Here is a 22,740-nt window from a genome sequence, read left to right as displayed (position 1 = left end):
GATGAGAGAGGTCTCCAGCCATGACCCAGCGTTTCGATGTGATCCTCAAGGGCGGCACCGTCGTCAACCAGAACGGCGAGGCTGTTCGCGATATCGGCATCGCAGGCGGTCGCATCGCCGAGCTTGGCCCGCTGTCGCAAGGCTCCGCCGCCGAGGTGATCGACTGCAAGGGCCTGCACATCCTGCCCGGCGTGATGGACACGCAGGTGCATTTCCGCGAGCCCGGGCTGGAGCAGAAGGAAGACCTCGAGACCGGCTCGCGCAGCGCCGTGATGGGCGGCGTCACCGCCGTGTTCGAGATGCCGAACACCTCGCCGCTCACTGTGACGGAGGCGACTTTCAGCGACAAGGTGAAGCGCGCCCATCACCGCATGCATTGCGATTTCGCCTTCTTCATCGGCGGCACCCGCGAGAACGTGCAGGATCTGCCTGTGCTCGAGCGCGCGCCCGGCTGTGCCGGCGTGAAAGTGTTCATCGGCTCCTCGACCGGCGCGCTGCTGGTGGAGGACGACGAGAGCCTGCGCCGCATCTTTCAGGTGATCCGCCGCCGCGCGGCGTTCCATGCCGAGGACGAGTATCGCCTCAACGATCGCAAGGCGCTCCGCATCGAGGGCGATCCGCGTTCGCATCCGGTCTGGCGCGACGAGACCGCGGCGCTGATGGCGACGCAGCGCCTCGTCAAGCTCGCGCACGAGACCGGCAAACGCATCCACGTGCTGCACATCTCGACCAAGGAAGAGATCGAATATTTGCGCGACCACAAGGATGTCGCCTCCTGCGAGGCGACGCCGCATCATCTCACGCTGGTTGCACCCGAATGCTACGAGCGGCTCGGCACGCTGGCGCAGATGAACCCGCCGGTGCGCGGCGCCGATCACCGCGCCGGCATCTGGCGCGGCATCGAGCAGGGCATCATCGACGTGCTCGGCTCCGACCACGCCCCGCATACGCTGGAAGAGAAGCAGAAGACCTATCCGGCGTCGCCCTCCGGCATGACCGGCGTGCAGACGCTGGTGCCGCTGATGCTCGACCATGTCAACGCCGGCCGGCTGTCGCTCGCAAGGTTCGTCGATCTCACCAGCGCCGGTCCCGCGCGCCTCTACAACATGGCCTGCAAGGGCCGCATCGCCGCCGGTTACGATGCCGACTTCACGATTGTCGATCTAAAGCGCAACGAGACCATCACCAACAAATGGGTGGCATCCAAGGCCGGCTGGACACCCTATGATGGCGTCCGCGTCACGGGTTGGCCCGTCGGCACCTTCATCCGCGGCCGCCGCGTGATGTGGCAGGGCGAGCTGGTGACGGCCTCGCAGGGCGAGCCGGTGCGATTCCTGGAGACGCTGAAGCAGTAGGGGCTTCTCGCTCCGCTGTCATGCCACGGCTTGACCGGGGCATCCAGTACGCCGTGGCGAGAGTTGGCTGATACGACTGCAGCCTCTGGAATACTGGATTGCCCGCTTTCGCGGGCAATGACAGTGTGCCTCGAAGCGCAAGCTCAAATTGGGAGAGCACACAATGTCCCAGCCAAACGCCCTCATCACCACCGAGCAGCTCGCCGTCATTCTCTGCGATCCGAACCTCCGCCTCTACGACTGCACGACCTACAACGAGCCTGTCCCACCCGGCAGCGACGTGCCGTATCGCGCCGTTCCCGGCGACAAGACGTTCGCGGCCGGCCACATCCCGGGCGCTGATTTCCTCGATCTGCAGGGGGAGTTTTCCGACATCTCCGCGGAGCAATTCTTCATGATGCTGGGCGTGGCCCAGCTCGAAGCCGCCTTCGGTCGGCACGGCGCGGATGCAAGCAAGACCATCGTGCTCTACAGCATCGGCACCGTGATGTGGTCGACGCGGTTCTGGTGGATGCTGCGCTCGCTCGGCGTCGACGCACAGGTGCTCGACGGCGGCTTCGACAAATGGAAGCAAGAGGGGCGGCCTGTCGTGACAGGCGCACCGAAGGGCTATCCGGCGACGATCTTCAAGGCCGCGCCGCGCGCCGGATTCTTCGTCGACAAGACGACCGTGAAGGCGCGTATCGGCGATCCCTCGGCCGTCACCGTCAACGCACTCGGGCCGCAGTTTCATAAAGGTCTTGAGCCGAGCCGCTACGGCCGGCCCGGCCGCGTGCCGGGCAGCGTCAACGTGTCGGCTGCAACGCTCGTGAATGCTGACAAGACCCTGACGACGCTCGCCGATGCCGAGGCGAAATTCGCCGCCCAGGGCGTCACGCGCGACAAGAACGTGATCCTGTATTGCGGCGGCGGCATCTCGGCGACGATCGACCTGTTTCTGCTGACGCAGCTCGGCTACGACAAGCTGACGCTCTACGATGCCTCAATGGGCGAGTGGGCAAGGGATGCGGCGCTGCCGATCGAGACGGATTAGGCGGCGAATCTTGCCCTCCAGGGTAAGAAAATTGGGAACCTTCTCTGCCGGCCTGCATCCAATGTCTGGAACTAACGGAAACGAGCAGGTGACCGCCATGCAACGCACTGCAGCCGGCCTATCCGCCGGCGCTACATCATCGGAAGCCGAGCTGATCGACCGCGCGCGGGGCCGTGACGAGGCCGCGCTCCGCGAGATCATGCAGGCCAACAACCGCAGGCTTTACCGGCTCGCGCGCGGCATCCTGCGCAACGACAGCGAAGCCGAGGATGTGGTGCAGGAAACCTATGTCCGCGCCTTCACCCATCTCGACGGCTTCAGGGGCGAGTCCGGACTGTCGACCTGGCTGTCCCGCATCGCCATCAACGAGGCGCTTGGACGGGCGCGCAGCGCCAGGCCGCACGTCGAGCTCGGTTCGGTGCCCGAAGCCGCGCTCGAGGCGCAGATCATCAAATTTCCCGTTTCTCCCGCAGGCGATCCGGAAAGGACCATGGCCCAACGTGAAATCCAGCGCGTCGTCGAACGCGCCATCGACGAGTTGCCGGACGTCTTCCGCATGGTGTTCGTCGCACGCGTCATGGAGGGCATGAACATCGAGGAGACCGCCGATCTGCTCGGCGTCAAACCCGAGACGGTGAAGACGCGATTGCACCGCGCCCGAACCATGCTGCGCGAAAATGTCGAGAAGGAGATCGGCCCGGTGATGATGGACGCGTTCCCGTTTGCCGGCTGGCGCTGCGAGCGCCTGACCGTGTCAGTGCTGAAGCGACTCGGGATCGGCGGCTGAAAATTGTTCGGGAACGTTTGCGCGAAACTCCCATCCAATTCCTGTGAAGCAACGCCGGAAAAACGTCCGGCAGCACAGGAGTGTCAAACCATGTTCGTTCGTTGGAGCGCGGCGATCGCCGCAGCCATTCTGTTGTCCAGCCCCGTGCTGCTGCAAGGCGCGAGCGCTGCCGACAAGCTCACCGATCCGCAGATCGCTCACATCGCCTACACCGCCGGCGTGATCGACATCAACGCTGCCAAGCAGGCGGAGAAAAAAGCCAGGAACAAGGACGTCAAGGCGTTTGCCGAGGACATGCTGCGCGACCACGAGGCGGTCAACAAGCAGGCGCTCGCGCTGGTCAAGAAGCTGAACGTCACGCCGGAGGATAACGACACTAGCAAGGCGCTGTCGAAGCAGGCGAGCGACAAGCTGGCCGAGCTCGACAAGCTCGACGGCGCTGCGTTCGACAAGGCCTATGTCGCGAACGAGGTCGCCTATCACAAGACGGTCAATGGTGCGCTGGAGACCCAGCTCATTCCGTCCGCGAGCAATGCCGAGCTGAAGAGCCTGTTGCAGACCGGCCTGAAGATCTTTCAGGGCCATCAGCAGCATGCCGAGCACGTCGCGGCCGAGCTGAAATAGGGAGCTTGCGTTGATGTCGGGACGGCTGTCTTCGATCGCTGTGGCGCTTGTCTTCGCGGCGATGGTCGTTCCGGCGCGCGCCGCGACGATAGAGATCACGATGGAGAATCTCGTGATCTCACCGGCTAAGGTGTCGGCGAAGGTTGGCGACACCATCGCATGGATCAACAAGGACGTCTTCGCCCACACCGCCACCGCGAAAAACGGTGATTTCGACGTCACGCTGCCGCCGGGGAAGTCGGCGACGTCAGTTCTGAAGAAGGCAGGAACCGTCGATTATTACTGTCGCTACCATCCCAACATGAGAGCGACGCTCAAGATCGAGCCGTAAGGGAGGGCGCGCTCGTGTGGCAGGGCGTTGCTGGCGGTCTTTACTGCCTTGCGAGGCAGACCGAAAATTCGCCGTTGCGGATGCGGGCAGGAAAACCCTCGACGAATTTCGCCACCGCGTCCTCGCCATAGGTGCCGACGAGCTCGGCAAGCGCCGCAAACAGGCTCGCCTGCGCCAGGCAATCGCCGTCGACGCCATCATGGCGCGCTTCGGCCCAGGCCTCGTTGAGATAGCTCAGTGCGGCTTGTTTCTGCTCGTGATCGGGCAGCGGCGCGCGGGCGGGGGCGTAGGAAATCGGCTGGCTCATGAATCTCAATCAGGGCTGGGGCGCGATCCACGGCGATGCGCTGGTGCAAGTGGTGTAGCACGCGCATTAACGACCGCTAGGCCACATCTTTAGGAACGGTTAACGGCTGTGAACAAAGTCGATGACACGGTTCCCGCGAACTCAGTTCGCGTAACGCGCCGTGAGATTCCGCGAGATATTCGAGCCTTCCTCGATATAGCGGCGGATCGCCACCGTCGCCGCCGGCGTGCAGCTCCGGTAAGTCTGCTGAAAGCCGTTATAGCCGCGGTTGAAGCCGGCGATCATGCGGGTGCGGCGCTCGCCGGCGGGGGTTTCGGCATCGATCAGCGCCTGCATCTCGCTGCGCCATTTGTTGCCCTCGTTGGTGCCGCAGATGCCGCGCAGATAATGTAGGCCACCAAGGATCTCGGCCAGCCGTTGCAAATCGGCGTCGAACGGCGCCGCCACGTCCTGGGCCCGGGCGGGCGCGGAAGCGCAGGCGAGAATCAGGACAAAAATGGCCAGAAATCGCGTCGACATCGGCGGGCTGTATGCCCCCTCAGGGCTGATGACGCAAGGCGGGGCGCTCAGGGACCGATCAGCCGGTGGGCGGACTGGATGATCTCCTCCAGCCCTCCGGTCAGCTTGATGTCGCCAAGGCTCCCCAAAGCGTCCGGGGCAATCCAGCGGTAATCGTCGAGCTCGTCGTTCAGGGCAGGTTCCCTGGCCACCCAGCGGGCGGCAAATGACATGATCAAATAATGGCCGGCACGGGGTGCGGCCGGCAGCACCTCGCGCCAGCCGGCAAGGCTGACGATCTCGATCTCCAGCCCGGTTTCCTCGTCGACCTCGCGGCTCAGCGCCTGGTGCAGCGATTCGCCGAATTCGACCCGGCCGCCGGGCAGCGAATAGAACCCCTTGGCGGGCGAGCGGGCGCGGCGGGTCAGTAGCACCTTGCCGTCGCGGAAGATGGCCGCACTGACCGCGATCTGGGGGTGGGTGGGCTGGGCGACCGAGGCCATTTCTTCAGCTACCTGTCTTCAGCTACTTGTCTTCAGGTACTTGTCTTCAGGTACTTGGCTCAATTCGCCATGATAGTGTCGACGTCGGCTTCCGCGCCGCCATTGATGATGCCGCCGCAGGCCGCGATCAGCGGCTTGACCCAGAGGGTGGCCTGCTCGGCGAGCCGGACGCGGATCGTGTCCTTCTCGACCTCGCGCATGGCCGAGCCGACCGCTGATAGAATCGAGGTCATGGTGTCGGTGATGTGGTCGAACTGGGCGCGCACGGATGGCTCGGCCTTCTCATAGGCTTCGATCGCAAGATCACGCGCCTTGAAGTTCGAGGCGGTGAAATGCTCGGCATAGGACAGCGGCGTCCAGGTCAAAAAATCTTCCGCGCATTCCGGCATGTCCGGGACCATCTCGAGCAGCATCACGGCTTCATTGAAATGGTTGAGATAGTCTGTGGCAAGCCCGGTCCGCGGGTTGATGTTGGCCACGCGCAGCCGGTCGGCCCAGGCCGCGGCTTCAGGGCCCGTCTGTGCGCGCGTCGCGGGTTGGGAGGCCGTTGAGCTCATCGGCCGCAGTGTTAACGTTCGGGGTTAAAAGGACCTGAACGGACCCTATATGGACGCCCTAAGATGTGTGGACGCTTCGTCATAACTTCGGCCCCCGCGGCTTTGCGGCAGCTGTTCGGCTATATTGAGCAGCCGAATTTCCCGCCCCGGTACAATGTCGCACCGACGCAACCGGTACCGGTCGTCCTGATCGAGAATGGCGCGCGCCATTTCCGCCTGATGCGCTGGGGCCTGCTGCCGGGCTGGGTCAGGGATCCCAAGGGGTTTACGCTCTTGATCAACGCCCGCTCCGAGACGGCGCTGGAGAAGCCCGCGTTCAAACGCGCGATTCGCCGGCGGCGTGGGCTGATCCCGGCTGACGGCTATTATGAATGGAAGTCCATCGACGGCCGCAAGCAGCCATTCTTCATCTATCACGCCGACGGTGCGCCGCTCGGTCTTGCCGCGGTGTTCGAGACCTGGGTCGGGCCGAACGGCGAGGAGCTCGATACGGTGGCGATCGTCACGGCGGCGGCTGGCGAGGATCTGGCCGCGCTGCATGACCGCGTGCCTGTCACCATCAGTCCGCGCGATTTCGAACGCTGGCTCGATTGCAGCAGTGACGAGGTCGATGCGATCCTGCCGCTGATGACGGCCCCGCGCCGCGGCGAATTCGCCTGGCACCCGGTCTCCACCCGCGTCAACCGTGTCGCCAATGACGACGAACAGCTGCTCTTGCCGATCAGCGCGGAAGAGATGGAAGCCGAGGCCGCGAAGCCGAAGAAGATCGCGCGGAAGGTTGCTGCTGCGTCCTCCGACGAGGGGCAGGGGTCGTTGTTTTAGGCGGTCCCCCTCTACACAATCTCCCGCGCCCGTAACGCCGCGATCTCCGCCGCATCGAACCCCAATTCGCCCAGCACCGAATCCGTATCCGCACCCAATTCCGGCGCCATCCGGTCCAGTCTGCCGCCGCCGTGCGCGAGCTTGAAGCCGCTGCCGGCAAAGCGCAGGCGGCCATAGGGCGTGTCGAGCTCCTGGATTGCGCCGCGCGCCTTGATCTGCGGATGGTCGATGACCTCCTCGATCTTCCAGATGCTGGCGCAGGGCGCGCCGGCGTCCTCCAGGATCGTCTCCCATTCGCGCGCAGGCTTTGCGGCAAGCGCCTCCTCGATGATGGCACGCAGCGCGGGCTCGTTCTCGTTGCGCGAAAACCAGTCGGCGAAACGCGGATCGGACAGCGTGTCCTCGCGGCCGAGTGCAGATATGAGCGCGCGGTATTGTTTTTCGTTGTTGACGGCGAGCAGGATGTAACCGTCGCCCGCCTTGAACAGATTGGCGGTGGTCTTGCGGCTCACCGCCTGGTTGCCCGAGAGCTGCTGGCGATGGCCGGCGACCGACCAGTCCGCGATCTGCCCGGAGAGAAACGCCATCGTCGCCTCCAGCATGGAGACGTCGATGAGCTGTCCCTTGCCGGTGCGGTCGCGCTGGTAGAGCGCGCTCGATACGCCAAAGGCGGCCGTTGCGCCCGAGAGAACGTCGCACACCGCAAAGCCGGCGCGAGTCGGCCCTGTTTCCGGATGCCCCGTGATCGCCATGATGCCCGAGAGCGCCTGCATCTTGCCGTCATAGCCGGGCCGCAGGCGATCCGGGCCGGTCTGGCCAAAACCTGACACCGCGCAATAGATCAGCTTCGGATTGATCGCCGAGAGCGCCTCGTAGCCGATGCCGAGCTTGTCCATCACGCCGGGGCGGAAGTTTTCCATGACGACGTCGACGGTCGCGGCGAGCTTCTTCACGATCGCGACGGCGTCGGGCTTTTGCAGATCCAGCGTCAGGCTGCGCTTGTTGCCGTTGATGGCCTGGAAGGCCGGCGCCAGCCCGCGCCCGGCCCATTCGCGTGAGAGCGGCGTGCGGCGCATGTCCTCCCCCTCGCGCCGCTCGACCTTGATGACGTCGGCGCCCAGTAGCGCGAGCTGGTAGCTCGCATAGGGGCCGGCCAGCACTTGCGTGAAGTCCAGGATCTTCACGCCCTCGAACGGTCGCGTCACGTCTCTCTCCCCTCGTTGTTCTATTTTTATCGGAGGACGTCAGGCGGCGCGATTGCCGCGCGCGATCTCCTTCTGCTTGTCGAATTCGGCGCGGTGGCGTGCCAGCTCTTCGGCGCTCATTTGCGCGACGTTGTTGTAGTCGAGCTTCCAGGAGGCGTCCTCACTCCAGCGCAGCGGCGATTGCATCGTGGTCTGCGGCCCGCTCGCGGTCTCCAGTACTTTGAGCGCCAGCTCCAGGGTCTGCGCCTGCGAGCTCACGTCGTGGGGCTTGCCGGCGGAATTGCCGAGCGGGAAGTCCGAGAACAAAAAGCGCGGCACGGCGGCGTGCTCGATGATGTCCTTCGCGCAGCCCATGATCACGGTCGGAATGCCGCCTGCCTCGAGATGCCGCGCCACCAGCGCGGTGGTCTGGTGGCAGACCGGGCAGTTCGGCACCAGCACGGCGGCGTCGACCTTGTCGGCAATGCAGCGCGCCAAAATCTCCGGCGCATCGGTGTCCAGCGTGACGCGATGGCTGCGATTGGTCGGCGCGCCGAAGAAGCGCCGACTCACCTCGCCGATGCGGCCGGCGGCACTGGCCTTCAAAAGCTGCGGCAGCGGAAACCAGGTGCCGTTGTCGGTCGCCGTGGTGTGCTTGCGGTCGTAGCCGATATGCGAGATGCGCAAATCGTGCTGCTTTGAGATGTCGCCGTCATAGACCTGGTAAAACTTCGCGCTGCCATTATACGCCGCGCCCGGCCCCTGATCGCCTTTGGCCGGATCGTAGGGCGCCGCGGTCGTGATGATGGTGACGCGCGATTGCGCGAGCGGCTTCTTCAGCTTCTGGAACGGCGCCTCGGTATAGTGCGCCCAGCGATACGGCGTGACGTAGCCGATCGCGTTGTAATAGTCGCGCGTCCGCTGCATATATGGAACGGGGGAATCATAGTCGGGCGCAAAGCCGAATTCGTCGTCGCGCGGGGCAGACATGGGCGCTTCTCCTGGTTCTTGTTGAGGCCAGACTAGAGATAGTCCGCGGTTTGCTCAACAGGCGCCACGGCTGTGCAGGCCAGAATTGCCGCCCCGGCAGGGCTACCTGAAAATATGCAGCGCGGCGTATTGCAGCAGCATGATCGCCTTGGCGTCGATGATCCGCCCATTGGCGATCATCGCCAGTGCCTCGTCGATGCCAAGCTCCAGCACCTCGATGTCCTCGCCCTCGTGCTCGAGGCCGCCGCCATCGCTGACGCGCATTTCCGGTTCATATTCGGCGACGAAGAAATGCAATTTTTCGGTCACCGCGCCCGGGCTCATGAAGGCCTCGAACACCTTGTGGACGTCGTGCAGGCGATAGCCGGTTTCCTCCTCGGCTTCGGCGCGGATGCGCACCTCAGGCAAGGCGTCGTCCAGCACGCCGGCGGCGGCCTCGATCAGGAGATCGTCGTAGCCGCGGATAAACGCCGGCAGGCGGAACTGGCGCACCAGGATCACGCTGCGCCGCGCGCGATTGTAGGGCAGCACGGCGGCGGCATTGTCGCGCTCATAGGTTTCCCGGTGCTGCGTCTGCCACTCGCCATTGGCGCGCCGGTAGTCGAACGTGGTGTTCTTCAGGGGCGTCCAGCCGTCCGAGAGCACGCGGACGTCCTTGATACGGACGCGGTCGGAAATGGTCATTGCTGTCTCTCAGTTTTCTTCACCTCGCCCCGCCTGCGGGGAGAGGTCGGATTGCCTCGGCGATGCGAAGCATCGTCCGGAGCAATCCGGGTGAGGGGGTACAGGTCCGTCGACGATCTCACGTGTGGAGAGAGGCCCCTCACCCCACCCCTCTCCCCGTAAGAACGGGGCGAGGGGGCGCAGTTGTTCTCGCGGCCGCATCTCGGTTGAGCCTTATGAAGTAGACGCGCGGCCGTCGAGCCACTTCTGGAACATCACCGAGGTCGATTCCTCGAAGCCGAGCGATTGATAGAACGCATTCGCCTGCGCATTCTCGCGCCGGACCAGGAGCTGGAGCTTGGCAATCCCGGCCTGCCGCAGCCAGTCCTCAGCCGCCGCCATGATGACGCGGCCATGACCGCGCTTGCGGCCATCGGGGTCGACCGCGACGTAATAGACCCAGCCGCGATGGCCATCATGGCCGACCATGACGGTCGCAACGATCGCGCCGCCATCGCGGCCGATCAGGATCGTCGAGTTGTCGCGCCGCCGCGCCAGCGCGATATCGGCATGCGGATCGTTCCACGGCCGCGTCAGGCCGCAGCGCTGCCACAGCGCGACCACCGGCTCGACATCGGCATCCTGGATGGCGTCGATCGTAAGGGCGGACACGCTCACAGCACTTTCCCCGGGTTCATGATGCCGTGCGGATCGAGCATCGCCTTGATTGCGCGCATCAGCTCGATCGCGGTCTTGTCCTTCACCTCTGGCAGCTCGTCGCGCTTGAGCACGCCGATGCCGTGCTCGGCCGAGATCGAGCCGCCCATCCGCAGCACGATCTCGAACACAACAGCGTTCATCTCGTGCCAGCACGCCAGGTAGTCCGCGGTGTTGGCGCCGATCGGCTGGCTGACATTGTAGTGCAGATTGCCGTCGCCGAGATGGCCGAACGGCACCGGCCGCGCGCCGGGGATCAGCTTCACCACGGCGGCGTTGGCCTCCTCGATGAAGGCGGGCACGGCGGCGACGGGAACGGAGATGTCGTGCTTGATCGAGCCGCCCTCGGGCTTCTGCGCCGACGACATCTCCTCGCGCAACTTCCAGAAGTTGCTGCGCTGGCTGAGATTGGCCGCGATCACGGCATCGTCGACGATTTCCTCCTCCATGGCGCGGGCGAGGATTGTCTCCAGCGGCGTGCGGGCGTCGTCGCCGGGAGAGGACAATTCCATCAGCACGTACCAGGGATGCTTCTCCGCAAGCGGATCGCGCACGTCGATGCCGTGGCGGACCGAGAAATCCACCGCCATCTCCGAGAGCAGCTCGAAGCTCGTCAAAGCATTGGCGGCCTCGCTCTGCGAGATTGTCAGCAGCTTCAGCGCCGCCGCCGGCGATTTCAGCCCGACATAGGCCGTCTCGACCGCCCGCGGCTTGGGAAACAGTTTTAATGTCGCCGCCGTGATGATGCCGAGCGTGCCTTCCGCGCCGATGAAGAGGTTGTGCAGATTGTAGCCGGTGTTGTCCTTCTTCAGCTTCGACAGCACGTTGAGCACGCGTCCATCGGCGAGCACCACTTCCAGCCCCAGCGCCATCTCGCGCGCCACGCCATAGGCTAGTGCGGCGGTGCCGCCGGCATTGGTCGAGAGATTGCCGCCGATGGTGCAGCTTCCTTCCGCGCCCAGCGACAGCGGAAACAGCCGGTCCACGTCGGATGCCCTCTGCTGCGCGATTTGCAGCACCACGCCGGCCTCGCAGGTCATGGTGTTGGAGGCGGTGTCGACTTCGCGGATCTTGTCGAGCCGGCGCAGCGACACCACGACCTCGCCATTGTGCGGCGTCTGTCCCCCGACGAGTCCGGTGTTGCCGCCCTGCGGCACCAGCGCGATTTTATGCTCGGAGGCGAGCTTGCAGATTTCGGACACTTCCGCCGTCGAGCCTGGCCGCAGCACCAGCGGCGAACGACCGTGGAACAGGTTGCGCTCCTCGGTGACGTAGGCCTCGATGTCGGCCGCATCGGTGATCGCGTGGCGCTCGCCGACGATCTTGCGGAATTGTTCGATCAGCTCGGGCGCAAGCGGAGGAGTGGCCGATTTATCGATGTTCATTGTTTCGTCTCTTGCTTCGCTCTTATCTCGCCACGGCAGCCCGGCGCAGCCGGTCGTTGATCGCCTCGCCCAGATCGTCTTCGGGGATCGTCATCACGGCAATCGCCCGCGGCCTCTTCGCATCGAGGGCGCGAAGATAGCCGAACAGATTGGCGGCGGCTTCATCGAGATCGCCGGCGGGCGACAAATTCATGACTGCTGACGCGGCGTCAACGCCGGGCAGGCGCGCCGGCCCGAACGCCAGCAGCGCTTCGCCCGGTGCCACCTCGCGCGCATCGAGCCGCACGGCCGCGCGCGGCGCGTAATGCGAGGCCATCATGCCCGGTGCCAGCGGCTGGCTGTCGTCGCTCCCGGCCTCCACCGGCGGCCGCGCCAGGGCTGCGCCCAGGACGGCCTCGATCCGGTCGCGTGACAACCCGCCGGGGCGCAGTAGCATCGGCGCCTCGAAGCAGCCGACAATGGTCGATTCCACGCCCACCGCAACCGGCCCACCGTCGACGATCAGGTCGATCCGTCCCGCAAGGTCACTCTCGACATGGGCGGCCAGCGTCGGCGAGACATGGCCGGAGATATTTGCCGACGGCGCCACCACGGCCCCGCCAAAGGCGCGTAAAATGGCTTCGGCCACCGGGTGGGCGGGAATGCGGATCGCGACGGTGTCGAGGCCCGCAGTGGCGAGATCGGCGACCGGACAACCATCCGTCTTCGGCACCACCAGCGTCAGCGGCCCCGGCCAGAACGCCTCGGCGAGCTTCAGGGCGCGCGCATCGAACCTCCCGATGCGCCGTGCAGCCGCGAGGTCCGCGACGTGGGCGATCAGCGGATTGAAGGCCGGCCGCCCCTTGGCGGCGTAGAGATGGGCGATCGCGGTCGCGTTCGCCGCGTCCGCGCCGAGCCCGTAGACCGTCTCGGTCGGAAACGCGACCAGGCCGCCGGCGGCCAAAATCCGGGCGGCGGCTTGCGCGCCGGCTTGGCCGGCCGGTAAAATCGACGTTTCAAGACGCATTTTCACAGGGACAAAATTCCTCAGCTCGGCCGCTTGCGGTGCGTGAAACCCGACGCTATAAGCCGCCTTCTTGTCGGAGTGTGGCTCAGCCCGGTAGAGCACTGCGTTCGGGACGCAGGGGTCGCAGGTTCGAATCCTGCCACTCCGACCATTCTTCCAAAAATCGACGTTTTCCAGAGGCTTGGCGGACCGGCCGCCAGCGCCTCGGGAGCGTCTTTTTGCAACGATTTTCGAGGCGGGTCCACGGCCGATTTGGCCCTTGCAGGGGCGCTCGAGCGCGCGGCATGGCTTGGAAACGAGATTTGCCTGAAGATCACCCTCACGTGGTGCGATTTCGGCAGGATTCCGCCGCGCCGCGCGCGAACCAATCCGCTTCAGGACATTCGCTGCGCTCTACCAGGTGTTCATCCAACGCAAACGGCGCGGTCAAGATAGACCGCGCCGCTGTGACCTTGCGGTATCAGGGCATCAGTACTCGTAGGGAGCGTAAGCCGGTGCGCCCCAGCCGGGCTCATCATATCCGTAACCGGGCCCCCGATAGCCGTAGGTGTTGGTCTGATGCCAGCCGCCGACGCGACGGCATTGGCCGACGCCAGCCATCAACTGGCCGCCGTTCATGGCCGGGCCGGCGGCGCCGACAGCGTCTCCGCTCGGCGGAGTGCACCAGCCCGGACCGCGTCCCGCGGCGAGGCTGGGGCTTGCGGTCGCGAGCGGCAAAACGGTGGCCACCAGTGCGGCCGCACTCAGAAGTTTCATACGTGTCATGGTTGTCTCCATGTCTCGGTTGGATAGGCATCAATCCCTGCTGCCTCCAGGCGTTCCCAGCGGAGCGGTCGCGATTTCGCGAGCAACAATGGTTTCGTCGGGTTTCGCGGAACGCCGTGATCCCTTGACGCGAGCGCGTGCCGCGAATGACGTCCGGCCAGTGTGGGTGCGCGACGAGTCCTGGAGACCTGTCGTTCGCCATCGGCGTCATGTCCCATTCCGAGGCAAGGTCGGCGATCTCGCGCGGCCAAATGCGCGCCGTCGCGGACGCGGAAGATTGTGGCCTCCGATCGCTCCAGTGGCGCGAGCGCCAAAGCCTTGCAGCCTCACCGGCTCCTCGGGGGCGGACATCATGTGAACTCTCCTTCACAACGCGAAGTGGTACGCGATGGTGAAGGCCATCGTCGCGCACAGGACCAGCGTGGAAACCGCGCCGGCCACACCGCGCGCAAGATGGGCTCGTGTCAGGTGCCTGGTCATGATTTTGCTCCATGCTCTTCATGGAAATGGCGGGGGCTGCGCCTTGGTTCCTTGATCCATGGCGACGGGCGCGCGGCCGATCACGGATCCGTCGCGCCGACCGGGGTCTTACTTCCGCAGCAATTCCCGCAAGGCCGCCGTCGCCTCGGCGCAGCGGATGTCGTCGATCTCCCGCGACAGGCTGAGTGCGCTCGATCTCAGCTCTTCGACCTTCCAGCTCTCGGGATGCTGGCTTTCAAGCTGATTCAGGCGCTTGTTCAAATCGTCCAATCTGGACTGAAGCTGCCCGATGCTGGCGGCTCCATTCACGTTCCAAACGCGTTGTGCTCGCATCGTCGTTCCCCTGACTTGTCTCACGGCGTTGTGAGCAGGGTTCGTGGCCGCAATGGGCGTTCATTTTGTCCAGTCTTAGATTGCCGGGAACCGTTGCAGATTGGCAACGAAAGTTCCTGGAATGCTTGGATGGCCGCCGCACTTTCCGTTGTCGTTCCGGGACCTCACATTGCCCGGCGGGCAAAACACCGCAAAACCTGTCAACCTGCTTCCGGAAAGATATTCCGCTTTACCGAAATTCGGAATTGCGGCATACATCGAAACAGCCCGGCCCACGAAGAGGGGCGGTTCGCGAGTCGTTCGAAGCGCGGGCCGGGTTGCGGTGGACGCGGCAGCGTCGTGTACGAGAGGTCAAGGGCAGGGCGGATTGCTCTCCGTGAACCCGAGGCTTCGTGCGGACGAGCGGCGCTGTGTGCGTACGGCAAAACCGTGTGGTCCTGGCCGTCGTTGCTACGGTCAAGCCTTGGCGGATGCGGCATTGGCGTCAACCGGCGCGGTGTCGGCGACTTTCGCGAGGCGAGGGAGGCCAGAAGGAATTCGGCTCCCGGGAGAGCACGGCATAAGCCGTCAACCCACTGCGCAGGGAAGGCCGTGTGTTCGGCTTCACCTGTATGCCGCTGTGCAGTTCTTTTTGCGCTACATGCGCACAGCGGACCGTGGGTGCGAGGTCAGCACCCGGCCTTCCCTGCGCCCTCTTTCATGAGGGTGTAACGGAGAGAGCATAGCTCGGGCGGAATATGCCGCGAGGATGCGAGCGTGTGTCTGCGATTGAGATGCGAGTTGGAAACCGCGATGCCGCACCTTGCTCCGTCATTGCGAGCGCAGCGAAGCAATCCAGACTGTCACCGCGGAAAGACTCTGGATTGCTTCGCTGCGCTCGCAATGACGAATGGAGAGAGCGGCGAGCTCAAATTTCTCACCGTCACCCTGAGGTGGACGGGAGAAACAGTGCCTGACCCTACACTTCCCGTCGGCTCAAGAACGCCAGCCGCTCGAACAGATGCACGTCCTGCTCGTTCTTCAGCAGCGCGCCGTGCAGCGGCGGAATCAGCTTGCGCGGATCGCGCTCGCGCAGCTGCTCGACACTCATGTCCTCGTTGAGCAGCAGCTTGAGCCAGTCGAGCAGCTCCGACGTCGACGGCTTCTTCTTCAGGCCGGGCACCTCGCGGACCTCGAAGAAGATGCGCAGTGCTTCCTCGACCAGGCGCTTCTTGATGCCGGGGAAGTGGACGTCGACGATGCGGCCCATCGTGTCGGCGTCGGGGAACTTGATGTAGTGGAAGAAGCAGCGGCGCAGGAAGGCGTCCGGCAGCTCCTTCTCGTTGTTGGAGGTGATCATCATGATCGGGCGCTGCTTCGCCTTGATCGTCTCGCCGGTCTCGTAGACATGGAATTCCATGCGGTCGAGCTCGAGCAGCAGATCGTTGGGAAATTCGATGTCGGCCTTGTCGATCTCGTCGATCAGCAGCACCGGGCGCTGCTCGGCCGCGAAGGCGTCCCACAGCTTGCCGCGCTTGATGTAGTTCTTGATGTCCGAAACACGCGCGTCGCCGAGCTGGCTGTCGCGCAGGCGCGACACCGCGTCGTATTCGTAGAGGCCCTGCTGCGCCTTGGTGGTGGACTTGATGTGCCAGGTCAGAAGCGGCGCGTTCAGCGCCTTCGCCACTTCCTCGGCCAGCACCGTCTTGCCGGTGCCGGGCTCGCCCTTGATCAGCAGCGGGCGCTCCAGCACGATCGAGGCATTGACGGCGACCTTGAGATCATTGGTCGCAACATAGTCCTTGGTGCCGGTAAATTTCATCGCGCGTCCTTGTTGGTCGTCGGCCCCGGCATTGCCGTGGTCCAACAAAAGGAACGGCCGCTCATGGCGGCCGTTCCTGGTTCGGTCAGGCTTTCAGACCCGTTTTATCAGCGAAAGGATGACGAGCACAATCACCGCACCGACCGTGGCGTCAATGATGGCGCCCAGCGTGCCGGTCGCCAGCGCGATGCCGAGCTGCGGCAGCACCCAGCCCGCCACCAGCGCGCCGATGATGCCGACGACGATGTTGCCGATCAGCCCAAATCCCGCTCCGTGGACAATCTTGCCGGCAAGCCAGCCGGCGATCGCGCCAATGATGAGCGCTGCGAGAATACCCATTGCAAACGTCCCCAAAACAACCCTGAGAGGCGGTCAATTCTAGAGCAAAAAGCCCATCGGTCCAGCGTGCAGCGCCGGTCTCCGCCCCTTGACGTCGGCCACCCGACGGGCAATCTGTCACCCATGTTCCTGCAATTCTTTACGTCTCTGCGCGATGCGCAGGTCCCCGTGACGCTGCGCGAATACCTCACGTTGATGGAGGCGCTCGACGCTGATCTGTCGGACTATTCGGTCGAGAATTTCTATTATCTGTCGCGCACCTCGCTGGTGAAGGACGAGCGCAACCTCGACAAGTTCGACCGTGTCTTCGGCACGGTGTTCAAGGGGCTGGAAAGCCTGCTCGACGCCATGGAGAAGGCGGAGATCCCCCAGGAGTGGCTGAAGAAGCTCGCCGAGAAATACCTCAGTGAGGACGAGAAGAAGCAGATCGAGGCCATGGGCTGGGACAAGCTCATGGAGACCTTGAAGAAGCGGCTCGAGGAGCAGAAGGGCCGGCACCAGGGCGGCTCGAAATGGATCGGCACCGCCGGCACTTCGCCGTTCGGCGCGCATGGTTACAATCCTGAAGGCGTTCGTATCGGCCAGGAGAAGAACCGCAACAACCGTGCCGTGAAGGTGTGGGACAAGCGCGAGTTCAAAGACCTCGACGGTAATGTCGAGCTCGGCATTCGCAACATCAAGGTGGCGCTGCGCCGCCTGCGCAAGTTCGCGCGCACCGGTGCGCCGGATGAGCTCGATCTCGACACCACCATCCGCGAGACCGCCAATCACGGCTATCTCGACGTCCACATGCGCCCTGAAAGGCGCAATGCGGTGAAGCTGCTGGTGTTCTTCGACATCGGCGGCTCCATGGATTCGCATATCGAGCAGGTCGAGGAGCTGTTCTCGGCGGCGAAGAGCGAGTTCAAGCACATGGAGTATTTCTACTTCCACAACTGCCTCTATGAAGGCGTGTGGAAGCAGAACAAGCGCCGCTTCACCGATCGCACGCCGACCTGGGATGTGCTGCATAAATATCCACACGACTACAAGGTCGTGTTCGTCGGCGACGCCTCGATGTCGCCTTACGAGATCATGGTGCCCGGTGGCTCGGTCGAGCACGTCAACGAGGAGCCCGGCTCGGTCTGGCTCGATCGCATCATCCGTACCTATCCGCATTCGGTGTGGCTCAACCCGGTTGCGCAGAAGCACTGGGACTATTCGGAATCGACCACCATCATCAAACGCATCTTCGCCAACCGCATGTTCCCGATCACGATCGAGGGACTTGAGGGAGCGATGAAGGAATTGACGCACTAGCTGCACGCGCGGCCGACAAGAGGGAGAGCTACATGCCCCAAAACATCACCCGCGGCATCCAGGCGCTGATCGACGAGGCCAATAGCGAAATCGAGACGCTCACCGCCAGGGACGCCATCGAGATATCCAAGAACGGCGACGTCGTCATTGTCGACATCCGCGACCCCCGCGAGATCGAGCGCGACGGCCGTATCCCCGGCGCGTTCTCCTGTACGCGCGGCATGCTCGAATTCTGGATCGATCCGCAGAGCCCGTATGCGAAGCCGATCTTCCAGGAAGACAAGAAATTCGTGTTCCACTGCGCCGGCGGCCTGCGCTCCGCGCTCGCGGCCAAGACCGCAAAGGACATGGGCCTCAAGCCCGTCGCCCACATCGCCGGCGGCTACGCGGCCTGGCGCGATGCAGGCGGCCCGACCGAGCAGTGGGAGCCGAAGAAGAAGGGGTGAGGGGTGCTCTGCTGCTGCTCCGATCTCTGCTGTCATTCCCCGCGCAGGCGGGGAATCCAGTACGCCGCGGCTTCTCCGCTCAATCGCAACCGTCTCTGGAATACTGGATCGTCCGGTCAAGCCGGACGATGACAGCGGAGTTTGATGCGCATTGCTTCAACTTCGGAATGGCAAGGAAGACCTAGCATGACCCCCACCGACCCCCTCGTCTCCACCGAATGGCTCGCCGCCCACATCAACGATGCCAACGTCAAAGTGCTCGACGCCAGCTTCAAGCTGCCGGGCGTGCTGCCGCTGCCGAAGGATGACTATCTCGCCGCGCATCTGCCGGGCGCGGTGTTCTTCGACGTCGATGCGGTGTCTGACCATTCCAACCCCCTGCCGCACATGTATCCGAGCGCCGAGCAGTTCGGCCGCGATGTCGGCAATCTCGGCATCTCCAATGCCGATACCGTCGTGCTCTACGATGCCGGCGGCTGGGTCGCTGCGCCGCGCGCGTGGTGGATGTTTTTGGCGTTCGGCCACAGCAATGTGCGCATCCTCAATGGCGGCCTGAAGAAGTGGCGCGCCGAGGGGCGTCCGGTCGAGAGCGGCGAGGTGAAGCCGAAGCCTGCAAGCTTCAAGGCGAGCTACGATCCGAAGCGCGTGCGCAGCATGCAGCAGCTGATCGCCAATGTCGAAAGCCGCGCCGAGCAGGTGATCGACGCCCGCGCCGCCGATCGCTTCGAAGGCCGCGCGCCCGAGCCGCGCGCGGGCATCCGCTCCGGTCACATCCCCGGTGCGCGCAACGTGCCTTACAATCAGCTGTTCGATGCCGCGGCCGGCACGATGAAGCCGCTCGAGGAGCTTCGCGCCGCCTTCACCGGCGCCGGTGTCAAGCTCGATGCGCCGATCGTGACGAGCTGCGGCTCCGGCGTGTCGGCCGGCGTGCTGACGCTCGCGCTCTATCGCCTCGGGATTACCGACACCGCACTCTATGACGGCTCGTGGTCGGAATGGGGCCAGGAGAAAGGCCCGCCGATCGCGACAGGGCCGGCCTAAGGTCAGCGCGTGCGCGTGGCGGTCGTGGCGAGCGTCTGCTGCTGCTGCTGGCCGAACGGATCGAGTGATCGTTGTAACTGCTGAGGCGGCGGACGCCGTACGATGCGGTGACGCTTCTTCGGCTTGTGCGCGCGCGGCTTGCTCGCTTGCGTCGCGCTGCCGGCTTTGGACTTCGTCGGCGCGAGGTCGTTCAGCGCAGCCACCCTGGCTGCTGCAATGTCGCTCACGCGCGATGCCAGCGCCGGTGTCGCGGTTCGCGGCACGTCGGTGGCGCCCATCGCCGGGGCCGGCGTCGTGGTGGTGATGGAAGCACTCGTGTCGGCCAGGGTGAGTGTGTCGGCGGGCGCAGGAGCCGCAGCCTGGATCCTGGCTTGCTCGGGGGCTGGCACGTCGGTGACGGGCGCAGCCGGCTCTGCGGGCGACGCGACGGCGATCTGAGGCTCAGGCTGAGGCTCAGGTTGGACCTTGGCCTCGAGCGTCACTGCGGCCATCTGCTCGGGCCCGGTCTCGACCGCGGGCAGCCCAATGCTCGGGACCTGGTCCTGCATTGCGGGCGCCGCCTCGTTGGCATCAGGTGCGACGGGCTCCACGCGGAGCGCCGCGAGCACCGGCTCGGAGGCTTGCGCGAACACCTGCTCCTGCGGGCCGCTCCGCCAGGACGGGTTGCTGACATACTGCTCGTGGCTCGCCCGCAGCAGTGAGGCGGCTCCCAGGCCGAACACCAGGATGGAGGCAGACAGCAGGATCGCGGCAAGCAGGAAGCGAAAGCCGGGAAGCATTGACGGGTTACGAATTTCCGCCCGGCGGCTGGCCAGGGCCCATGAGCCATCTGAACGCGGTGACGATACTGATTGCCGCGTTCGCCACGCTGGATCCGAGCTCAAATCGGTGACGAATCAGGCTAATTCGACCATATCGCAACGTCTCCGCGCCGTTCCGTAAAAATCGGGGCTGATAACTCCGGCAATCTACGGCGCGATGCGATTTCCATCCCCGTGATGCAACGGAGCAACTGTGTGCAATTGCATCACAAATCGCGAAATCAGGCACAAATCAGCCTGCTATGTCTTGAATGTGCCGCTATCTTCGGTCATCTGGCCGTTAACGGCTCGGACGGGGCCCGGGGGCTATACAAGAGCGATGATGATCAAACATTTTCTGACGATATGCGCTGCCGCAACAGTCGCTGCGGCGGGAACCTCGCTCGCACAGGCCCAGAGCTATCCGGTTCAGCAGGCGCCGAGCTACGGCGCTCCGGCCGAATATCGGCCCGGCGACCGCACCCCGAATTTCGACGCGCTGGAGGATGACGACGACGCGATGCCGCAGGCCTCGCTGCCGCCGCCGGGTCCGGCTGACGATCCGCGCTACGGCCGCCCTGCCGGCGCTCCCCCGGTCTATTCGGCTGCCCCGCCGCAGGGTCCGGTGATGTCGCCCGATGATCCGCGTTACGGCCGTCCGGCTGGCGCTCCGCCCGTCTATTCCGCCGCGCCGCCGCAGGGCCCGGTGATGTCACCCGATGATCCCCGCTACGGCCGCCCTGCCGGCCCGCCCGCGGTGATCTATGCCGACCGTCCGGGCCAAGCGCCCGCCAGTGATGACATGCGTCCGCCGGAAGCCGTTGGTGGCCCGGCCGCGACCGGAGCGGTGTCGCCGCAGCCCGGTGCCGGTGGCCGGCCGATGTCGGTGGCGTCACTGCCGCCCGAGGAGCAGCCTGACGCAGCACCGGCGCAGCTGGCGGCGAACCTGCGCCGCCAGGAAGTCGTGTTCCAGACCAAGGAGCCGGCTGGCACCATCGTGGTCGATACTCCGAACACCTACCTCTATTACGTCCTCGGCAATGGCCGTGCGATCCGCTACGGCGTCCGCGTCGGCCGCGACGGCTTCACCTGGACCGGCGTGCAGAAGATCACCCGCAAGGCCGAGTGGCCGGATTGGCATCCGCCGGTGGAAATGATCGAGCGCCAGCCCTATCTGCCGCGCTTCATGGCCGGCGGCGAAGGCAATCCTCTCGGTGCCCGCGCCATGTATCTTGGCTCGACCGTCTATCGCATCCACGGCACCAACCAGCCTTCGACGATCGGCAAGTTCGTCTCCTCCGGCTGTATCGGCATGCTGAATGAGGACGTCTCGGATCTGTTCGACCGCGCCAAGGTCGGGACCCGCGTGGTGGTGATGCAGGGTAGTCCGCCGCCGGGCACCGCGACTGCGTCGGCCGCGCCTGCGCCCGGTCCCGCTCCGATGGCCGCCCAGGCAGGTCCGGTCCCCGGCACGCAGCCGACGGTGGTGCCGCCGCTGCCCGCACCGGTCACCGTGCGCTAAGCGCTAAGCGACAATTGAGATCGAGAAGGGCGTGCCATCGGCACGCCCTTCGTCGTTCGAGATCTGCGTCGCTTCAGGCGAGCTTGCGCGGCAGCTCATTACCCTCAGTGAAGGCGTCGATCGCCTCGACCATCTGGCCGTAATGGATACGCAGGCCGTCCTCGGTCGCGTAGCCGAGATGCGGCGTCAGCACGAGATTGTCGAGCTTGCGGAAGGGATGGTCGACCGGCAGCGGCTCGACCGAGAACACGTCGATGCCGGCGCCCGCGATCTTCCGTTGCTGCAAGGCTTCGAGCAGTGCCTGCTCGTCCACGATCGGCCCGCGCGCAGTGTTGACGAGGAAGGCGGTCGGCTTCATCCGCGCGAGGTCCGCGCGGCTGACGAGGCCGCGTGAGCGGTCGCTCAGCACCACATGGATGGTGACGATATCGGCCTTGGCGAACAGCTCCTCCTTGGTGGCGTAGCCGACGCCAACCGCCGTGCACTTCTCCGGCGTGAGGTTGGGGCTCCAGGCGATCACGTTCATGCCGAATGTCTTGGCGATGCCGGCCATCTTGGTGCCGAGCTTGCCGAGGCCGACGATGCCGAGCGTGAGGCCCTCGATCTCGACGCCGGCAAAAGTCTGCCAGGGCTCGCCCGCATGCATGCGCGCATTCTCGCGGCCGATGCCGCGGGTCAGTTCCAGGATCAGGCCCATGGTGAGCGGCGCGGTCGGATCGCGGGAATATTGCGTGCCGCCGATGGCGACGCCGCGCGCCTTCGCGGCCTCGATGTCGATCGCGGCATTGCGCATTCCGGAGGTAAGCAGCAGCTTCAGCCTCGGCAACTTGTCGAACAGGCTCCTAGGGAACGCGGTGCGCTCACGCATCGCGCAGACGATCTCGAAATCGGCCAGCGCGCTGGCTGCGGCCTGCTCCGAGGCAAAGGGATGGCCGAACACGGTGACATCGACGCGGTCGGATAGTTTCGCCCAGTCGGCGACGTCGAGGGCGAGGTTGAAATAGTCGTCGAGAATTGCACAGCGCAGCCGCGTCATCAGCGTTCATCCATGGCGAGAGGTGGCGCGTCAGTCGGAGGGGCGCCACCGTCGGAACCGGGCCATGGTTGCGCGCAATCATGCTTGCGTGCAAGCAGTCTGGGTCTTCAAAAATC

At 64.8% G+C, this 22,740-nt stretch carries 26 protein-coding genes and 1 tRNA gene; 11 read left to right on the top strand and 16 right to left on the bottom strand.

The genetic code is table 11. The features are described 5' to 3' along the window. The first annotated feature begins 20 nt into the window (after positions 1 to 20). From ABID59_RS12235 to ABID59_RS12215, 5 genes are all read left to right on the top strand, one after another. Positions 21 to 1,355: a dihydroorotase gene (locus tag ABID59_RS12235; protein WP_354083536.1), complete on the top strand. Its 1,335-nt coding sequence runs from the start codon at positions 21 to 23 to the stop codon at positions 1,353 to 1,355. Between the two features lie 163 nt (positions 1,356 to 1,518). Next, the gene (locus ABID59_RS12230; RefSeq protein WP_354083535.1) at positions 1,519 to 2,388 is read left to right on the top strand and encodes a sulfurtransferase; all 870 of its coding nucleotides are present in this window, start codon (positions 1,519 to 1,521) and stop codon (positions 2,386 to 2,388) included. Positions 2,389 to 2,485: 97 nt separating this feature from the next. Next, positions 2,486 to 3,175 carry an RNA polymerase sigma factor gene (locus ABID59_RS12225; RefSeq protein ID WP_354083534.1) on the top strand — a complete coding sequence of 230 codons (690 nt, stop codon included), beginning with the start codon at positions 2,486 to 2,488 and terminating at the stop codon, positions 3,173 to 3,175. Positions 3,176 to 3,265: 90 nt separating this feature from the next. Beyond that, positions 3,266 to 3,799 carry a DUF4142 domain-containing protein gene (locus ABID59_RS12220; protein ID WP_148752139.1) on the top strand — a complete coding sequence of 178 codons (534 nt, stop codon included), beginning with the start codon at positions 3,266 to 3,268 and terminating at the stop codon, positions 3,797 to 3,799. Positions 3,800 to 3,812: 13 nt separating this feature from the next. After that, a complete protein-coding gene (locus tag ABID59_RS12215; RefSeq protein WP_187434952.1) occupies positions 3,813 to 4,130 on the top strand; it encodes a cupredoxin domain-containing protein in 318 nt (105 codons plus the stop codon). Positions 4,131 to 4,170: 40 nt separating this feature from the next. On the opposite strand, the gene ABID59_RS12210 is transcribed toward ABID59_RS12215, so the two are convergent. The 4 genes from ABID59_RS12210 to ABID59_RS12195 all read right to left on the bottom strand — a co-directional run bounded on the left by ABID59_RS12210 (position 4,171) and on the right by ABID59_RS12195 (position 5,995). Next, complete coding sequence (locus tag ABID59_RS12210) at positions 4,171 to 4,437, bottom strand: hypothetical protein (RefSeq protein WP_092227477.1); 267 nt, start codon at positions 4,435 to 4,437, stop codon at positions 4,171 to 4,173. 141 nt (positions 4,438 to 4,578) lie between these two features. Beyond that, positions 4,579 to 4,956: a TIGR02301 family protein gene (locus ABID59_RS12205; protein WP_148752141.1), complete on the bottom strand. Its 378-nt coding sequence runs from the start codon at positions 4,954 to 4,956 to the stop codon at positions 4,579 to 4,581. 47 nt (positions 4,957 to 5,003) lie between these two features. After that, positions 5,004 to 5,438, bottom strand: a complete 435-nt coding sequence (locus ABID59_RS12200; protein ID WP_354083532.1) for an NUDIX hydrolase — start codon at positions 5,436 to 5,438, stop codon at positions 5,004 to 5,006. A 59-nt stretch (positions 5,439 to 5,497) separates the two neighbouring features. Then, positions 5,498 to 5,995, bottom strand: coding sequence for a hypothetical protein (locus ABID59_RS12195; protein WP_148752144.1), 498 nt, complete (start codon positions 5,993 to 5,995; stop codon positions 5,498 to 5,500). Between the two features lie 63 nt (positions 5,996 to 6,058). Between ABID59_RS12195 and ABID59_RS12190 the strand changes: the two genes are divergently transcribed. Further along, the gene (locus ABID59_RS12190) at positions 6,059 to 6,817 is read left to right on the top strand and encodes an SOS response-associated peptidase (protein WP_354083531.1); all 759 of its coding nucleotides are present in this window, start codon (positions 6,059 to 6,061) and stop codon (positions 6,815 to 6,817) included. An 11-nt stretch (positions 6,818 to 6,828) separates the two neighbouring features. Here the strand turns inward: ABID59_RS12190 and ABID59_RS12185 are convergent, their stop codons facing one another. The 6 genes from ABID59_RS12185 to ABID59_RS12160 all read right to left on the bottom strand — a co-directional run bounded on the left by ABID59_RS12185 (position 6,829) and on the right by ABID59_RS12160 (position 12,762). Further along, entirely contained in the window at positions 6,829 to 8,022 is a 1,194-nt protein-coding gene (locus ABID59_RS12185) for a CaiB/BaiF CoA transferase family protein (RefSeq protein WP_354083530.1), read from the bottom strand. Between the two features lie 39 nt (positions 8,023 to 8,061). Beyond that, positions 8,062 to 8,991: a glycine reductase gene (locus ABID59_RS12180; protein ID WP_354083529.1), complete on the bottom strand. Its 930-nt coding sequence runs from the start codon at positions 8,989 to 8,991 to the stop codon at positions 8,062 to 8,064. Positions 8,992 to 9,093: 102 nt separating this feature from the next. Further along, positions 9,094 to 9,675, bottom strand: a complete 582-nt coding sequence (locus tag ABID59_RS12175) for an NUDIX hydrolase (RefSeq protein ID WP_148752151.1) — start codon at positions 9,673 to 9,675, stop codon at positions 9,094 to 9,096. Between the two features lie 213 nt (positions 9,676 to 9,888). Further along, on the bottom strand, positions 9,889 to 10,326 hold the full coding sequence (locus tag ABID59_RS12170) for a GNAT family acetyltransferase (RefSeq protein ID WP_354083528.1): 438 nt from the start codon (positions 10,324 to 10,326) through the stop codon (positions 9,889 to 9,891). 2 nt (positions 10,327 to 10,328) lie between these two features. Then, positions 10,329 to 11,756 (bottom strand): FAD-binding oxidoreductase, encoded by a 1,428-nt coding sequence (locus ABID59_RS12165; protein ID WP_354083527.1) that lies wholly within the window; start codon positions 11,754 to 11,756, stop codon positions 10,329 to 10,331. Positions 11,757 to 11,778: 22 nt separating this feature from the next. Continuing rightward, the gene (locus tag ABID59_RS12160; protein ID WP_354083619.1) at positions 11,779 to 12,762 is read right to left on the bottom strand and encodes an L-threonylcarbamoyladenylate synthase; all 984 of its coding nucleotides are present in this window, start codon (positions 12,760 to 12,762) and stop codon (positions 11,779 to 11,781) included. Positions 12,763 to 12,836: 74 nt separating this feature from the next. On the opposite strand from ABID59_RS12160, the gene ABID59_RS12155 reads away from it, so the two are divergent. Continuing rightward, positions 12,837 to 12,913: transfer RNA gene (locus tag ABID59_RS12155), tRNA-Pro, on the top strand. Between the two features lie 317 nt (positions 12,914 to 13,230). Here ABID59_RS12155 and ABID59_RS12150 read toward each other — a convergent pair. The 4 genes from ABID59_RS12150 to ABID59_RS12135 all read right to left on the bottom strand — a co-directional run bounded on the left by ABID59_RS12150 (position 13,231) and on the right by ABID59_RS12135 (position 16,480). Then, the gene (locus tag ABID59_RS12150) at positions 13,231 to 13,527 is read right to left on the bottom strand and encodes a hypothetical protein (protein WP_354083526.1); all 297 of its coding nucleotides are present in this window, start codon (positions 13,525 to 13,527) and stop codon (positions 13,231 to 13,233) included. A gap of 588 nt (positions 13,528 to 14,115) precedes the next feature. Beyond that, positions 14,116 to 14,268 carry a hypothetical protein gene (locus ABID59_RS12145; RefSeq protein WP_246229774.1) on the bottom strand — a complete coding sequence of 51 codons (153 nt, stop codon included), beginning with the start codon at positions 14,266 to 14,268 and terminating at the stop codon, positions 14,116 to 14,118. Between the two features lie 1,030 nt (positions 14,269 to 15,298). Beyond that, positions 15,299 to 16,141, bottom strand: coding sequence for an AAA family ATPase (locus ABID59_RS12140; RefSeq protein WP_354083525.1), 843 nt, complete (start codon positions 16,139 to 16,141; stop codon positions 15,299 to 15,301). Positions 16,142 to 16,234: 93 nt separating this feature from the next. After that, a complete protein-coding gene (locus ABID59_RS12135) occupies positions 16,235 to 16,480 on the bottom strand; it encodes a GlsB/YeaQ/YmgE family stress response membrane protein (RefSeq protein ID WP_148750602.1) in 246 nt (81 codons plus the stop codon). A 123-nt stretch (positions 16,481 to 16,603) separates the two neighbouring features. Here ABID59_RS12135 and ABID59_RS12130 point away from each other — a divergent pair, with 123 nt between their 5' ends. From ABID59_RS12130 to sseA, 3 genes are all read left to right on the top strand, one after another. Continuing rightward, on the top strand, positions 16,604 to 17,779 hold the full coding sequence (locus ABID59_RS12130; RefSeq protein ID WP_148750601.1) for a vWA domain-containing protein: 1,176 nt from the start codon (positions 16,604 to 16,606) through the stop codon (positions 17,777 to 17,779). A gap of 32 nt (positions 17,780 to 17,811) precedes the next feature. Next, entirely contained in the window at positions 17,812 to 18,225 is a 414-nt protein-coding gene (locus tag ABID59_RS12125) for a rhodanese-like domain-containing protein (RefSeq protein WP_148750600.1), read from the top strand. Between the two features lie 186 nt (positions 18,226 to 18,411). Next, complete coding sequence (gene sseA / locus ABID59_RS12120) at positions 18,412 to 19,266, top strand: 3-mercaptopyruvate sulfurtransferase (RefSeq protein WP_354083524.1); 855 nt, start codon at positions 18,412 to 18,414, stop codon at positions 19,264 to 19,266. 2 nt (positions 19,267 to 19,268) lie between these two features. Here the strand turns inward: sseA and ABID59_RS12115 are convergent, their stop codons facing one another. Beyond that, positions 19,269 to 20,045 carry a hypothetical protein gene (locus tag ABID59_RS12115; protein WP_354083523.1) on the bottom strand — a complete coding sequence of 259 codons (777 nt, stop codon included), beginning with the start codon at positions 20,043 to 20,045 and terminating at the stop codon, positions 19,269 to 19,271. Positions 20,046 to 20,409: 364 nt separating this feature from the next. Between ABID59_RS12115 and ABID59_RS12110 the strand changes: the two genes are divergently transcribed. Then, the gene (locus tag ABID59_RS12110) at positions 20,410 to 21,588 is read left to right on the top strand and encodes a L,D-transpeptidase family protein (protein ID WP_354083618.1); all 1,179 of its coding nucleotides are present in this window, start codon (positions 20,410 to 20,412) and stop codon (positions 21,586 to 21,588) included. 73 nt (positions 21,589 to 21,661) lie between these two features. Here ABID59_RS12110 and ABID59_RS12105 read toward each other — a convergent pair whose 3' ends face one another. Then, on the bottom strand, positions 21,662 to 22,624 hold the full coding sequence (locus tag ABID59_RS12105; protein ID WP_354083522.1) for a D-2-hydroxyacid dehydrogenase family protein: 963 nt from the start codon (positions 22,622 to 22,624) through the stop codon (positions 21,662 to 21,664). Positions 22,625 to 22,740: the final 116 nt, after the last annotated feature.

It is taken from the genome of Bradyrhizobium sp. S3.3.6, assembly GCF_040546905.1.
Lineage (GTDB): Bacteria > Pseudomonadota > Alphaproteobacteria > Rhizobiales > Xanthobacteraceae > Bradyrhizobium > Bradyrhizobium cytisi.
Note: the sequence above shows the minus strand (reverse complement) of the source record. Positions and strands in the feature narration are given on the sequence as shown.

Bases quoted from the DNA above. Each gene is read 5' to 3' on its own strand.
- ABID59_RS12235 (WP_354083536.1), top strand. From the start codon at position 21: ATGACCCAGCGTTTCGATGTGATCCTCAAGGGCGGCACCGTCGTCAAC.
- ABID59_RS12230 (WP_354083535.1), top strand. From the start codon at position 1,519: ATGTCCCAGCCAAACGCCCTCATCACCACCGAGCAGCTCGCCGTCATT.
- ABID59_RS12225 (WP_354083534.1), top strand. From the start codon at position 2,486: ATGCAACGCACTGCAGCCGGCCTATCCGCCGGCGCTACATCATCGGAA.
- ABID59_RS12220 (WP_148752139.1), top strand. From the start codon at position 3,266: ATGTTCGTTCGTTGGAGCGCGGCGATCGCCGCAGCCATTCTGTTGTCC.
- ABID59_RS12215 (WP_187434952.1), top strand. From the start codon at position 3,813: ATGTCGGGACGGCTGTCTTCGATCGCTGTGGCGCTTGTCTTCGCGGCG.
- ABID59_RS12210 (WP_092227477.1), bottom strand. From the start codon at position 4,437: ATGAGCCAGCCGATTTCCTACGCCCCCGCCCGCGCGCCGCTGCCCGAT.
- ABID59_RS12205 (WP_148752141.1), bottom strand. From the start codon at position 4,956: ATGTCGACGCGATTTCTGGCCATTTTTGTCCTGATTCTCGCCTGCGCT.
- ABID59_RS12200 (WP_354083532.1), bottom strand. From the start codon at position 5,438: ATGGCCTCGGTCGCCCAGCCCACCCACCCCCAGATCGCGGTCAGTGCG.
- ABID59_RS12195 (WP_148752144.1), bottom strand. From the start codon at position 5,995: ATGAGCTCAACGGCCTCCCAACCCGCGACGCGCGCACAGACGGGCCCT.
- ABID59_RS12190 (WP_354083531.1), top strand. From the start codon at position 6,059: ATGTGTGGACGCTTCGTCATAACTTCGGCCCCCGCGGCTTTGCGGCAG.
- ABID59_RS12180 (WP_354083529.1), bottom strand. From the start codon at position 8,991: ATGTCTGCCCCGCGCGACGACGAATTCGGCTTTGCGCCCGACTATGAT.
- ABID59_RS12175 (WP_148752151.1), bottom strand. From the start codon at position 9,675: ATGACCATTTCCGACCGCGTCCGTATCAAGGACGTCCGCGTGCTCTCG.
- ABID59_RS12165 (WP_354083527.1), bottom strand. From the start codon at position 11,756: ATGAACATCGATAAATCGGCCACTCCTCCGCTTGCGCCCGAGCTGATC.
- ABID59_RS12160 (WP_354083619.1), bottom strand. From the start codon at position 12,762: ATGCGTCTTGAAACGTCGATTTTACCGGCCGGCCAAGCCGGCGCGCAA.
- ABID59_RS12150 (WP_354083526.1), bottom strand. From the start codon at position 13,527: ATGACACGTATGAAACTTCTGAGTGCGGCCGCACTGGTGGCCACCGTT.
- ABID59_RS12140 (WP_354083525.1), bottom strand. From the start codon at position 16,141: ATGAAATTTACCGGCACCAAGGACTATGTTGCGACCAATGATCTCAAG.
- ABID59_RS12135 (WP_148750602.1), bottom strand. From the start codon at position 16,480: ATGGGTATTCTCGCAGCGCTCATCATTGGCGCGATCGCCGGCTGGCTT.
- ABID59_RS12130 (WP_148750601.1), top strand. From the start codon at position 16,604: ATGTTCCTGCAATTCTTTACGTCTCTGCGCGATGCGCAGGTCCCCGTG.
- ABID59_RS12125 (WP_148750600.1), top strand. From the start codon at position 17,812: ATGCCCCAAAACATCACCCGCGGCATCCAGGCGCTGATCGACGAGGCC.
- sseA (WP_354083524.1), top strand. From the start codon at position 18,412: ATGACCCCCACCGACCCCCTCGTCTCCACCGAATGGCTCGCCGCCCAC.
- ABID59_RS12115 (WP_354083523.1), bottom strand. From the start codon at position 20,045: ATGCTTCCCGGCTTTCGCTTCCTGCTTGCCGCGATCCTGCTGTCTGCC.
- ABID59_RS12110 (WP_354083618.1), top strand. From the start codon at position 20,410: ATGATCAAACATTTTCTGACGATATGCGCTGCCGCAACAGTCGCTGCG.
- ABID59_RS12105 (WP_354083522.1), bottom strand. From the start codon at position 22,624: ATGACGCGGCTGCGCTGTGCAATTCTCGACGACTATTTCAACCTCGCC.